The sequence below is a fragment of the Microvirgula aerodenitrificans DSM 15089 genome (genome assembly GCF_000620105.1).
Taxonomy (GTDB): domain Bacteria; phylum Pseudomonadota; class Gammaproteobacteria; order Burkholderiales; family Aquaspirillaceae; genus Microvirgula; species Microvirgula aerodenitrificans.
In genome coordinates this window covers 121,973-134,578 of sequence record NZ_JHVK01000005.1, presented here as the reverse complement: position 1 = coordinate 134,578, position 12,606 = coordinate 121,973, and the positions used below count along the sequence as shown (strand labels likewise).

The 12,606-nt window shown below is 65.4% G+C and carries 12 protein-coding genes; 8 read left to right on the top strand and 4 right to left on the bottom strand.

Annotation, left to right across the window (positions count from 1 at the left end; all coding sequences use genetic code 11):
• Positions 1-30 precede the first annotated feature (30 nt).
• Positions 31-480: an azurin gene (azu, locus tag Q352_RS0107575; protein WP_028498833.1), complete on the bottom strand. Its 450-nt coding sequence runs from the start codon at positions 478-480 to the stop codon at positions 31-33.
• A 175-nt stretch (positions 481-655) separates the two neighbouring features.
• Positions 656-1,141: an Lrp/AsnC ligand binding domain-containing protein gene (locus Q352_RS0107570; RefSeq protein WP_028498832.1), complete on the bottom strand. Its 486-nt coding sequence runs from the start codon at positions 1,139-1,141 to the stop codon at positions 656-658.
• Positions 1,142-1,430: 289 nt separating this feature from the next.
• Between Q352_RS0107570 and putA the strand changes: the two genes are divergently transcribed.
• Positions 1,431-5,039 carry a trifunctional transcriptional regulator/proline dehydrogenase/L-glutamate gamma-semialdehyde dehydrogenase gene (gene putA, locus Q352_RS0107565; RefSeq protein WP_028498831.1) on the top strand — a complete coding sequence of 1,203 codons (3,609 nt, stop codon included), beginning with the start codon at positions 1,431-1,433 and terminating at the stop codon, positions 5,037-5,039.
• Between the two features lie 185 nt (positions 5,040-5,224).
• A complete protein-coding gene (locus tag Q352_RS0107560) occupies positions 5,225-6,415 on the top strand; it encodes a branched-chain amino acid ABC transporter substrate-binding protein (RefSeq protein ID WP_028498830.1) in 1,191 nt (396 codons plus the stop codon).
• Positions 6,416-6,492: 77 nt separating this feature from the next.
• Here Q352_RS0107560 and Q352_RS0107555 read toward each other — a convergent pair whose 3' ends face one another.
• On the bottom strand, positions 6,493-6,759 hold the full coding sequence (locus Q352_RS0107555; protein WP_028498829.1) for a hypothetical protein: 267 nt from the start codon (positions 6,757-6,759) through the stop codon (positions 6,493-6,495).
• 242 nt (positions 6,760-7,001) lie between these two features.
• On the opposite strand from Q352_RS0107555, the gene Q352_RS0107550 reads away from it, so the two are divergent.
• Positions 7,002-8,408, top strand: coding sequence for a sodium:proton antiporter (locus tag Q352_RS0107550; RefSeq protein WP_028498828.1), 1,407 nt, complete (start codon positions 7,002-7,004; stop codon positions 8,406-8,408).
• 1 nt (position 8,409) lies between these two features.
• On the opposite strand, the gene Q352_RS0107545 is transcribed toward Q352_RS0107550, so the two are convergent.
• Entirely contained in the window at positions 8,410-9,270 is an 861-nt protein-coding gene (locus Q352_RS0107545; protein ID WP_028498827.1) for an MBL fold metallo-hydrolase, read from the bottom strand.
• A 121-nt stretch (positions 9,271-9,391) separates the two neighbouring features.
• Between Q352_RS0107545 and Q352_RS0107540 the strand changes: the two genes are divergently transcribed.
• The 5 genes from Q352_RS0107540 to Q352_RS0107520 are packed head-to-tail and all read left to right on the top strand — an operon-like array spanning position 9,392 to position 12,605.
• On the top strand, positions 9,392-9,685 hold the full coding sequence (locus Q352_RS0107540; protein ID WP_084299967.1) for an ArsR/SmtB family transcription factor: 294 nt from the start codon (positions 9,392-9,394) through the stop codon (positions 9,683-9,685).
• Positions 9,682-10,116 (top strand): YeeE/YedE family protein, encoded by a 435-nt coding sequence (locus tag Q352_RS0107535; protein ID WP_028498825.1) that lies wholly within the window; start codon positions 9,682-9,684, stop codon positions 10,114-10,116. The genes Q352_RS0107540 and Q352_RS0107535 overlap by 4 nt, the downstream gene beginning before the upstream one ends.
• Positions 10,117-10,124: 8 nt before the next feature.
• Positions 10,125-10,550, top strand: a complete 426-nt coding sequence (locus tag Q352_RS0107530; protein ID WP_308417832.1) for a DUF6691 family protein — start codon at positions 10,125-10,127, stop codon at positions 10,548-10,550.
• 12 nt (positions 10,551-10,562) lie between these two features.
• Positions 10,563-11,357 (top strand): sulfite exporter TauE/SafE family protein, encoded by a 795-nt coding sequence (locus Q352_RS0107525; RefSeq protein WP_028498823.1) that lies wholly within the window; start codon positions 10,563-10,565, stop codon positions 11,355-11,357.
• Positions 11,358-11,393: 36 nt separating this feature from the next.
• A complete protein-coding gene (locus Q352_RS0107520; RefSeq protein WP_028498822.1) occupies positions 11,394-12,605 on the top strand; it encodes an MFS transporter in 1,212 nt (403 codons plus the stop codon).
• Position 12,606 lies beyond the last annotated feature (1 nt).

Here is a 12,606-nt window from a genome sequence, read left to right as displayed (position 1 = left end):
CTGCCTGGGGGTTCCTGACGATGCGCTGGCTCAGTTGAGCTTCAGCGTGCCCTTCATGATGGCGGCGTGGCCCGGGAACGAGCAGAAGAACACGTAGTCGGTGCCGGCCTTGAGCTTGGCGACCGGGATGGTGGCCGTGGCGGATTCGCCGCCGCCGATCAGCTTGGTGTGGGCGATGACGCGGGCGTCGCCGGCCTTGATGTAGTCGGCTGCCGGGCCGGCCTTGGAGCCGTCGCTGATCACGGCCTGCTCGTCGGCCTTGGCCGTCAGCACCCAGTTGTGACCCATGGCGGTCTTCGGCATCTTGCCGACATGCTTCAGGTTGACGGTGAACTGTTTGCAACTCTTGCTGACATCGATGCTTTTCTTGTTGAACTGCATCGCGTCGTTGGCTTCGATATCGACCGAACACTGGGCGGCAGCGAGCACCGGGGTGGCGGCGGCGCAGAGCAGGGCGGTAACGAGGAGTTTGCGGATCATGAAGATCTCCTGTGCATGATGAATGAATCAGGCCGGGGCCGGCAAAACCGGACGGCAAGAGGGGCATTCGAATACAGCGCCCATCCCGTCGTCTTGATCGACATCAAGTCGAGGACAATCGCATGTGCGGTATCGCGCCCGTCCGCCTCGTTATAGCCGCTGTTGCCGGTCCTGCTCAGGGGCGCAGCGGAATCTGCGACGACTCCTTGACCTCTTCCATCACCACGTAGGTATGGGTTTCCCTTACGTAGGGCAGGTGGGACAGCATTTCGCCCAGCATGTCGCGGAACTCGTGGATGTCGCGCACGCGGATCTTCAGCAGGTAGTCGAAGCCGCCGGCAACCATGTGGCACTCGAGGATCTGCGGGATGCCCTGCACCGCGCTGTTGAACTCTTCGAGGATTTCACTGGTCGTGTTCTGCAGGCTGACTTCGAGATAGACCAGCATGCCGGCGTCCAGCACCTGCGGATTCAGGTGAGCGGCGTACTTGCGGATATAACCATCTGATTCCAGACGTTTTACCCGCTCCAGACAGGGAGTGGGCGACAGGTGGACCTGTTCGGCCAGATCAACGTTCGATATCTTGGCGTTGTCCTGCAAAAGCGCGAGGATTTTCCGGTCGATGAGGTCAAGCGTCTTCCTTGGCTTGCTTCTTTTCATCCTCTGTTTCTCCGTTTTTGTAGATGAATGATCTGTATTTTGTTACCTGCTCAGCGTGTCGGGCTGGCTGGTATTTATGTTTTGTTGTTTTGCTGCGACTGTCGTGGTTTATGCTGTGTTTTTGTATTTTTGGCAAGCAAAACTCTGTGATGTCACGTGTAATCAGAATGTAGTTTTCTATGCATTGTCATAATATTGCAGCCAATACTGGCGCGCTACAAGTATCTGGCAAACCGCGTGTCGGACAGACCAACAGACGTAGAAGAACTGCAAATCAGGAGAAGCTGCAATGACTTTCGCCACGCTGTCCCGCCCTCAGGGCCCGCTGATGGACGTGATTACCGCCGCCTTGCGCCGCGACGAAAAGGAGTGCGTATCGGCACTGCTGCCGCAGGCGGCGCTGGGTGCCGATACGCTGGCGAGCGTCCAGTCGCTGGCACGCAAGCTGGTGACCGAGGTACGGGAAAAGCGTACGCGGGCCAGCGGTGTCGACGCGCTGATGCACGAATTCTCGCTGTCGAGCCACGAAGGCATTGCGCTGATGTGTCTGGCCGAAGCGCTGCTGCGGATTCCCGACCGGGCGACCGCCGACAAGCTGATCCGCGACAAGATCGCCCGTGGCGACTGGTCGAGCCATATCGGCAACAGCCGCTCGCTGTTCGTCAATGCCGCAGCGTGGGGGCTGGTGATCACCGGCAAGCTGGTCAACACCCATAACGAGGCCGGGCTGTCGAACGCGCTGACCAAGCTGATCGCCAAGGGCGGCGAACCGCTGATCCGCAAGGGCGTCGACATGGCGATGCGCATGCTCGGCAAGCAGTTCGTGACCGGCGAAACCATCGACGAGGCGCTGGCCAATGGTCGCGAGCGCGAATCGCGCGGCTATCGCTTCAGCTACGACATGCTCGGCGAAGCGGCGATGACCGAAGCCGATGCCCAGCGCTATATGGATGACTACGTGATGGCGATCCACGCCATCGGCAAGGCGTCCAATGGCCGCGGCATCATCGAGGGCCCGGGCATTTCGGTAAAACTGTCCGCCATCCACCCGCGCTACAGCCGCGCCCAGCGCGACCGGGTGATGAGCGAACTGTACGAACGCCTGAAACAGCTGATGCTGCTGGCCAGGCGCTACGATATCGGCATCAACATCGACGCCGAGGAAGCGGACCGGATGGAGCTGTCGCTCGATCTGGTCGAAAAACTGGCGTTCGACGCCGACCTGGCCGGCTGGGACGGCATCGGCATCGTGGTGCAGGCCTACCAGAAGCGCTGTCCGTTCATCATCGACTACCTGATCGACCTCGCCCGCCGCGCCGGTCGTCGCTTCATGGTCCGGCTGGTCAAGGGCGCGTACTGGGATGCCGAAATCAAGCGCGCCCAGGTCGATGGCCAGTCCGGCTATCCGGTCTATACCCGCAAGGTCTACACCGACGTGTCCTACCTTGCCTGCGCCAAGCGCCTGCTGGCCGCGCAGGACTGCATCTTCCCGCAGTTCGCCAGCCACAACGCCTTTACGCTGGCGGCGGTTTATCACCTTGGCGAAGGCAAGCAGTTCGAATTCCAGTGCCTGCACGGCATGGGCGAAACGCTGTACGACCAGGTGGTCGGCGGCGACAAGCTCGGCCGCGCCTGCCGCATCTACGCGCCGGTCGGCTCGCATGAAACGCTGCTGGCCTATCTGGTGCGCCGGCTGCTGGAAAACGGTGCCAACAGTTCCTTTGTCAACCGCATCGTCGACGAGGCGGTGTCCATCGACGAGCTGGTGGCCGATCCGGTGGCCGAAGCGGCGCGCATCGGTGGCGAGCCGCATGCCCGCATTCCGTTGCCGCGTGACCTGTACGGTGCCGGACGTCGCAACTCGTCCGGCCTCGATCTGAGCCACGAGCAGACGCTGGCCGCGCTGCAGCTCGGACTGGATGACGCCTGCGCCCGCCAGTGGCTGGCCGAACCGCTGCTGGCCGGCGGCAGCCACAGCGGCGAGCTCCGCACCGAGGTGCGCAACCCGGCCGATCCGGCCGATATCGTCGGCAGCGTGGTCGAAGCCGGGCTGCAGGACGTGCCGGTCGCCCTCGAGGCCGCCGCAGCGGCCGACTGGCCGCATCGCCTGCCGGCCGAACGCGCCGATTGCCTGGAGCGCTTCGCCGACCTGATGGAAGAAAACATGCCGGCGCTGATGGCGCTGGCCGTGCGCGAGGCGGGCAAGACCCTGTCCAATGCGATTGCCGAAGTGCGCGAGGCGGTCGATTTCTGCCGCTACTACGCGCAGCAGGCCCGCAACGAGTTCAGCAATGACACCCATCGCCCGCTGGGGCCGGTGGTGGCGATCAGCCCGTGGAACTTCCCGCTGGCGATCTTCTGCGGCGAAGTGGTGTCGGCCCTGGCTGCCGGCAACCCGGTACTGGCCAAGCCGGCCGAGCAGACCGCACTGATCGCCGCCTTTGCCGTGCGCCTGCTGCACGAGGCCGGCGTGCCGCGCGATGCGCTGCAACTGCTGCCGGGCCGCGGCGAAACCGTCGGTGCCGCCCTGACCGCCGACAGCCGCGTCAAGGGCGTGCTGTTTACCGGTTCGACCGATGTCGCCCATATCATCAACCGTACGCTGGCCCGCCGGGGCGGCGACATCCCGCTGATCGCCGAAACCGGCGGCATGAACGCCATGATCGTCGACAGCTCGGCCCTGGCCGAACAGGTGGTGGGCGACGTGCTGGTCAGTGCGTTCGACTCGGCCGGCCAGCGCTGCTCGGCGCTGCGCGTGCTGTATGTGCAGCATGACGTGGCCGACAAGGTCATCGCCATGATCCGTGGCGCGATGGACGAACTGGTGGTCGGCGATCCGCGCGTGCTGTCGACCGACGTCGGTCCGGTCATCGACGGTGAGGCACAGCGCAATCTGCTGGCACATATCGAGCGGATGAAGCGCGAAGCCCGGTGGTTCCACACGCTGGACGTGCCGGCGACCGGTACCTTCGTCGCCCCGTTCGTCTGCGAGATCGGTTCCATCGGCGAGCTGCAGCGCGAAGTGTTCGGCCCGGTGCTGCACATCGTCCGCTACCACGCTGCCGAAATGGCCCAGGTCATCCGCGACATCAATGCCGCCGGCTACGGCCTGACCATGGGCGTGCACAGCCGCATCGACGAAACCATCGACCTGATCGCCGAGACGGCCCATGTCGGCAACCTGTACGTGAACCGCAATATTGTCGGTGCCGTGGTCGGCGTGCAGCCGTTCGGTGGCGAGGGTCTGTCCGGTACCGGTCCGAAAGCCGGCGGCCCGTGCTATCTGTACCGCCTGTGCGAGACCGGCAAGCGGCCGAAGGTGGGGACTGCCGCCGGCGATGCCGGGCTGACCCTGCTGGAAACGCTGGCCGGCCTGCTGCCGACGCTGGGACTGGACGAGGCCGATCGCGAGGCGATCAGCCGCCTGATCGGTCATGAACGCAAGCATTCGCCGCTGCTGACGCCGATGGAGTTTGCCGGCCCGACCGGCGAAATCAACCGCCTGCGCTTCGTGCCGCGCGGCAATGTGCTGTGCCTGGCGACGACGCTGCCGGGACTGGCCCGCCAGCTGGTCGCGGTCTTTGCTACCGGCAACATGGCCTATGTGCTGGCCGGATCGGCTGCCGCCGGGCTGGCTGCACGCCTGCCGGCCGGTCTGCAGATCGCCGTGGCCGACAGTATCGAACGGGCGCCGGTACAGGCTGCGCTGTACGATGACGACGAGGTCGCCGCCTCGCTGCGGCCGGCACTGGCCGGTCGCGACGGCGAAATCGTCGGCCTGAACCGGGTGCGGGACAACGGCCGCTACGACGTGTTCCGCCTGGTCCACGAACGTGCCGTCAGCATCAACACGACGGCGGCCGGCGGCAACGCCAGCCTGATGAGCATCGGTGACTGATGCCTGAGAGAGCGGGGGGCTTTGCCCCTCGCTCCCTCGAAAACACGACCCCGAAAAAAGAAGAACCAGGGCTATACCTTGGTCAATGACAATTCGCTAGAATGCCGCACGGCATCTTTGCCTGACACTCGGGCAAAACGGCGTATATTTTCTTGGGCTCGCCCTGCAAAGTAGAGAGGAAGACTATGAACAAGACCAAACTGCTGACGATTACCGCTGCTGTTGCAGCTGCCCTGGCCCTGGTGGCCTGCGGCAAGAAGGATGAAGCGGCCGCGCCGGCTGCCGATCAACCTGCTGCCGCCGCTGGCGCCAGCGTGGTGAAGATCGGTTTCGTCGCCCCGCTGACCGGCCCGCAAGCCCACTACGGCGAGGAATACAAGAACGGCGTCACGCTGGCCATCGAAGATGCCAACGCGGAAAAGCCGACCCTCGACGGCAAGCCGGTGACGTTCGAACTGGTGGCTGAAGATGACCAGGCCGACCCGAAGACCGCGACGCAGATCGCGCAAAAGTTCGCCGACATGAAGATCAGCGGCCTGATCGGCCACTTCAACTCCGGCACCGCGATCCCGGCGTCGAAGATCTATGACGATGCCGGCATTCCGAACATCGCCATGGCGACCGCACCGAACTACACCCAGCAGGGCTTCAAGACCACCTTCCGTTCGATGACGTCCGACACCCAGCAGGGTGGCGTGATGGGCAAGTGGGTCGTGGAAAAACTCGGCAAGAAGATCGTCGTCATCGACGACCGCACCGCTTACGGCCAGGGTCTGGCCGACGAGTTCGAGAAGGCGGCCAAGGCTGCCGGCGGTGAAATCCTCAAGCGCGAGTTCACCACCGACAAGGCGACCGACTTCGCTGCCATCCTGACCGCCATCAAGGGCGTGAACCCGGACGTGGTCTACTACGGTGGCGCCGATGCGCAATCGGCCCCGATGGCCAAGCAGATGAAGCGCCTGGGCATCAAGGCCCCGCTGGTTTCCGGCGAAATGACCAAGACCCCGACCTTCCTGAAGCTGGCTGGCGCCGAAGCCGACGGCACCATCGCCTCGCTGGCCGGTCTGCCGCTGGAACAGATGCCGAAGGGCAAGGACTACGAGACCCGCTACAAGGCCCGCTTCAAGCAGGACGTGGCGACCTACTCGCCGTACGGCTATGACGCGACCCGCGCAATGATCGAAGCCATGAAGAAGGCCAACTCGGCCGAACCGGCGAAGTACCTGCCGGAACTGGCCAAGATCAACTACTCGGGCGTGACCTCGTCGGCCTGGGCGTATGACGACAAGGGCGACCTGAAGGAAGGCGGCATCACCGTCTACAAGGCCCAGGGCGGCAACTGGACCGTGCTGGAAACCATCGGCGGCGGTCACTGATTGGCGAGCGTCATCAAGTGAAAAACGGCGCGACATCTGTCGCGCCGTTTTTTCATGCCTGCACCGGCAAGCGGTGCTCAGCGACTCTCGTTGCCGATCACCTTCTTGCCGAGCGTGGCGGTGACATTGAGGATGCGGACCTCGCTGGCCGGGAAACCCTCATCCTCAAGCTGGCGGCGGGCAAAATCCTTGGCTTCCTGCATCAATGCCCATTCGCTGACCAGATGCGACTTGAAAGCCATCGAGCGGTGGAGAATACGGACGTCCCGCGGCTGGACGCCGATGGCGAACCTGACTTCCAGTGCATAGTTGTATCCACTGCTGTTGCTGTTGTCTTCACTCATGACTTGATATGGTTTTGTCCGGTGTCAGGCCGGCGACCGGCACCCGGCTGAGCGGCGGCATGGATCGTCGACTTGAGTCTTGTGGTCACAGGGCGTTATCTTGTTCGCTGCTGCATGGTGCAGTGCGTTCGCTTTTTTTCAACGGCATATTTTATGCCGACTTTAGCGTTTCCCGCCTGCTTTCCGCCTGCGATTTCCCTCGACCCATCAGAATGCCCGGTACCAGCCGGGCTGGAGACTGAATGAAGCCGATCCTGAAACACTTGTTGCCGTTTCTGTTCCTGCTGCCCGGCGTGGCGAGTGCTGCCGACCTCGATGGCACCACACTGAGTCTGGGCTGGACCCTGCCGTTCTGCGGCATCCTGCTGTCGATTGCCCTGTTCCCGATCTTTGCGCCGGGCATCTGGCATCACCATTTCGGCAAGATCACCGCCCTGTGGACCGTGCTGTTCCTGCTGCCGTTCACCATCACCTTCGGCAGTTCCACCACCCTGGCGCTGCTGGCGCATGCGCTGGTGGCCGAGTACATCCCGTTCATCGTCCTGCTGTTCTCTCTGTATACACTGTCCGGCGGCATCCTGGTGTGGGGCACGCTGCGTGCGACGCCGGCGCTGAACACCGGGCTGCTGGCCATCGGCACATTGCTGGCCTCGCTGATGGGCACCACCGGCGCGGCCATGCTGCTGATCCGGCCGGTGCTGAAAGCCAACCATGGCCGCGCCAGCAGCGTGCACGTGGTGGTGTTCTTCATTTTCCTGGTCGCCAACGTCGGCGGTGGCCTGACGCCGCTGGGCGATCCGCCGCTGTTCCTCGGTTTCCTGAAGGGGGTCGACTTCTTCTGGACCGTCAAGGCCATGGCGCTGCCGGTGCTGCTGCTGTCGCTGGCGCTGCTGGCCGTGTTCTACGTGATCGACAGCTATTACTTCCGCCGCGATGGCGTCGCCGTGGACGATGGCGCGCCGCCGACGCCGCTGAAGCTGTATGGCCGCCTGAACCTGTTGCTGCTGCCTGGTGTGATCGGTGCCGTGCTGCTGTCCGGCTTCTGGAAACCCGGCATCGCCTTCGATGTGCTCGGTACCCCGCTGGAACTGCAGAACCTGGTGCGCGACCTGCTGCTGATCGGACTGGCGCTGCTGTCGCTGCTGCTGACGCCGAAGCAGGTGCGGGCCGGCAACGAATTCAACTGGGACCCGATCCTGGAAGTCGGCAAGCTGTTCGCCGGCATCTTCATTACCATCGCGCCGGCCATCGCCATCCTGCGCGCCGGCAGTGACGGCCATCTGGCGGCCATCGTCAGCCTGGTGTCCGGCGAGGACGGCCTGCCGATCAACGCCATGTACTTCTGGATGACCGGCTTCCTGTCCGGCTTCCTCGACAATGCGCCGACCTACCTGGTGTTCTTCAACCTGGCCGCCGGTGATGCGTTCACGCTGATGACGCAACTGCCGCAGACCCTGCTGGCGATCTCGATGGGGGCCGTATTCATGGGGGCGCTGACCTATATCGGCAATGCGCCGAACTTCATGGTCAAGGCAATTGCCGAGCAGCGCGGCATCGCCATGCCGAGCTTCTTCGGCTTCCTGCTGTGGTCGTGCGCGATCCTGCTGCCACTGTTCCTGGTGCTGACCTGGCTGTTCTTCCGCCTCTGAGCTATGACGCGTCGAGCGGGATCTTCAGGTAGCGCATGCCGTTGCTTTCCGCCGCCGGCAACTGGCCGGCGCGGATGTTGACCTGGACGGACGGCCAGATCAGCGCCGGCATGTCCAGCGTCCGGTCGCGCGCCGTGCGCATGTGGACGAAGTCGTCCTCGCCGATGCCGTCACGGACATGGATATTGCCGAGGCGCTGCGCGCTCACCGTCGTTTCCCAGGCGGCGGCGCGGCCCGGCGGCGGGTAGTCATGGCACATGAACAGCCGCGTGTCGCCGGGCAGGGCGAGCAGCCTGCGGATCGAGTGGTACAGCCGGCGTGCGTCACCGCCGGGAAAGTCGCAACGTGCGGTGCCGACATCGGGCATGAACAGCGTATCGCCGACAAAGACCGCGTCGCCGATCCGGTAGGCGATGTCGGCCGGCGTGTGTCCCGGCACGTGCAGGGCGCAGGCCGTCAGCGCGCCGATGGCGAAGGTGTCCCCGTCCCGGAACAGGTGATCGAACGGCGCGCCATCGGCCGGCGCCCCGTCGCCAAGGTGGTACAGGGCGCTGAAGGTCCGCTGGACGTTGCGGATATGCTCGCCGATGGCGACCGTGCCGCCGACCCGCGCCTTCAGCCACTGCGCCGCGCTCAGGTGGTCGGCGTGGGCATGGGTTTCCAGGATCCAGGCGACGCGCAAGTCGTGCCGGCGCAGGCAGTCGAGCACGCGTTCGGCCGAGGCCGTGCCGGTCCGGCTGGCTTTCGGGTCGTAGTCGAGTACCGGATCGATAATGGCCGCGTAGCCGCCCGGCGCGTCGTAGACGACATAGGTGACGGTGGCGGTCGTGCTGTCATGCAGGGCTTCGATGCTGGGCGACATGGCGGCTCCGGGGGCAGGTAAACGATATGTTGATATACATAATATCATTCAATATAATATTGGCAATCCGCATCAAGGAAGCAAGATGGACATACCCCATCCGGACCTGAACATCAGCGTCATGCGTCTGGCCGCCGCTGAAACCGCTACCGTGCTGCGCACGCTGGCCAACGAGGATCGCCTGCTGCTGCTGTGCCAGCTGTCGCAGGGCGAACGCTCGGTCAGCGAACTGGAAAGCCTGCTCGGCATCCGGCAGCCGACCCTGTCGCAACAACTCGGCGTGCTGCGCGCCGAAGGGCTGGTCACGACCCGCCGCGACGGCAAGCGCATTTTCTACTCGGTTGCCGACGACAAGGTGCTGACACTGCTTGGCACACTGTACCTGCTGTACTGCCCGAAGGACGACACGCCATGACCATTGACTGGCTGCATTTCACCCCGTGGACCGCCCTGGCCGGCGGTGCGCTGATCGGTATCGGGGCTGCGCTGTTGGTATTGTGCAACGGTCGCATCGCCGGTATCAGCGGCATTGCCGGTGGCCTGCTGCGCCCGCTGCGCGGTGATACCGGCTGGCGCGTGGCTTTCCTGGCCGGGCTGATGCTGGCGCCGTGGCTGTACCGGATTGCCGCGCCGCTGCCGTCCGCCGTGATCGATGCCGGCTGGCCGCTGCTGATCGTGGCCGGCGTCCTGGTCGGCTTCGGCACCCGGCTCGGCTCGGGCTGTACCAGCGGGCACGGGGTGTGTGGCCTGTCACGGCTGTCGCCGCGCTCGCTGGTCGCCACGCTGGGCTTCATGGCCACCGGCTTTGCCACCGTGTACGTAATGCGCCATTTGCTGGCGGGGTGAGACAGACAATGATGAACATACTGTTTGCGGCGCTGTCCGGCCTGGTCTTTGGCCTGGGCCTGATCGTGGCCGGCATGGCCAGTCCGGCCAAGGTGCTGGGCTTTCTCGACCTGGCTGGCGACTGGGACCCGTCGCTGGGACTGGTGATGGGCGGCGCGGTGGTGGTCGGCTTGCTGGCGTTTGCCATGGCCCGCCGACGGACCGTGTCATGGCTGGGCTTGCCGATGCGGCTGCCGACCGCGACCGCGATCGACCGCCGGCTGTGGCTCGGCAGTCTGCTGTTCGGCATCGGCTGGGGCCTGGCCGGCCTGTGTCCGGGACCGGCGTTGCTGCTGGCCGGGGCAGGGGTCGGCAAGGCCATCGTGTTCACGCTGGCCATGCTGGCCGGCATGGCGCTGTTTGCCGCCTGGTCGCACCGGCATCCGGCACCCTGACGGAGGCAGATCATGCTGATGGTTCTGCTGCTGGGCGTGCTGATCGGCGTGGTGCTTGGTCTGACCGGTGCCGGCGGCGGCATTCTCGGCGTGCCGGCACTGGTGGCCGGGCTTGGCTGGAGCATGCAGCAGGCGGCACCGGTCGCGCTGGTCGCCGTCGCCTGCAGTTCCGCCGTGGGCGCATTCGAGGGCTGGCGGCGCGGGCTGGTACGCTACCGGGCGTCACTGCTGATGGCGCTGGCGGGGGTGCCGTTTTCGTCGCTCGGGCTGTGGATCGCCCATCAGGCGTCACAGGTCTGGCTGACCGGCCTGTTCGCCGTGGCCATGCTGCTGGCGGCGGGGCGGATGTGGCGGCGCCATGATGAACTGGAGCGCCCGTCGCCGGGCTGGGCGCGGATCAATCCGGAAACCGGGCGCTTCGACTGGAACCTGGCCACCGCCGGCCTGCTCGGCAGCATCGGGGCGCTGACCGGCCTGCTGACCGGGCTGCTCGGTGTCGGCGGCGGTTTTGTCATCGTGCCGGCATTGCGCCGGTTCACCAATCTGTCCATGCACGGGGTCGTTGCCACCTCGCTGCTGACCATCGCCCTGGTCGGCAGCGGCAGCGTGCTGTCGGCGCTGGCACACGGTGTCAGCATGCCGGCCGGCATTACGCTCGGTTTTGCCGCTGCCACGGCGCTCGGCGCGCTCGGCGGGCGCTGGCTGTCGCGGCGCTGGTCACAGGCGCAGGTCCAGCGGGGTTTTGCCCTGGTGCTGATGGCGGTGGCGCTGGGCATGCTGGCCAAGACGGCCATGCTTGTGGGGTAAACTGCCCGCATTCCCATTCCTCACCGGAGACGGCATATGTTCGCCGCGTTGCGGGCCCTGCCGCGAACGGTCTGGCTGATCGGCCTGATCAGTCTGGTCAATGACAGCGCCAGCGAGATGCTCTATCCGCTGCTGCCGCTGTATCTGTCATCGGTGCTGATGGCCGGCCCGCGCGTGCTCGGCCTGATTGAGGGCATCGCCGAAGCCACCGCCAGCCTGCTGAAACTGCTGTCCGGCATCGTCATGGACAGCACCCGCCGCGCGCGGCCGTGGATACTGGTCGGCTACGGCATGGCCGGCGTTGGCCGGCCGCTGATCGCCTTCGTGAGCTCGTGGCCGTGGCTGCTGCTGATCCGCTTCGGCGACCGGGTCGGCAAGGGGCTGCGCTCGTCACCGCGCGACGCGCTGCTGGCTTCCAGCGTGCCTGACGACCGCCGCGGGCTGGTGTTCGGTCTGCACCGGGCGCTGGACAATGCCGGTGCGGTCATCGGTCCGCTGCTGGCCGCCATGCTGCTGGCACGCGGCGTACCGCTGCGCGACCTGTTCCTGTGGTCGGCCCTGCCGGCGGCGCTGTGCATCCTGCTGGCGTGCGCGATCCGCGAGCCGGCGGTCGTGACTGCAGAGCGCATCGGCGCCCGGCATGCGGCCAGCGCGCTGAAAACCGCCTTTGCCCGTCGCCAGCGCCTGCGCGACATGCCGCCGGCGTTTCGCCGCTACCTGCTGGTGGTTGCGCTGTTCACCCTGGGCAATGCGTCGAACCTGTTCCTGCTGCTGCGCGCACGGGAGCTGGGCGTACCGGAGGCGCAGGTGCCGCTGCTGTGGGCCGCAGTCTCGCTGGTGGCGACGCTGTTCTCGACCCCGCTGTCGGCGCTGTCGGACCGGGTCGGCCGCATCCGCATGCTGGTCTGCGGTTATGCCGCCTACGGGATGTGTTACACCGGGCTCGGTCTGGCGACGCACAGTGGCGCCTGGCTGTTCGGGCTGTTCGCCGGTTACGGGCTGTTCATTGCCGCAACCGAGGGCGTGGAGAAGGCGCTGGTGGCCGACATGGCACCGGTCAGCGGGCGCGGGGCCGCCTTCGGCTGGTTCAATCTGGTGACCGGCATCATGCTGCTGCCGGCATCCCTGCTGTTCGGCTGGCTGTATACCCTGGGCTCGCCCTTGCTGGCTTTTGCCTTTTCCGGCAGCTGTGCGCTGCTGGCGGCGCTGCTGCTGGTGACATGGGTGGCGCCGGCCGGGGAACACTAGC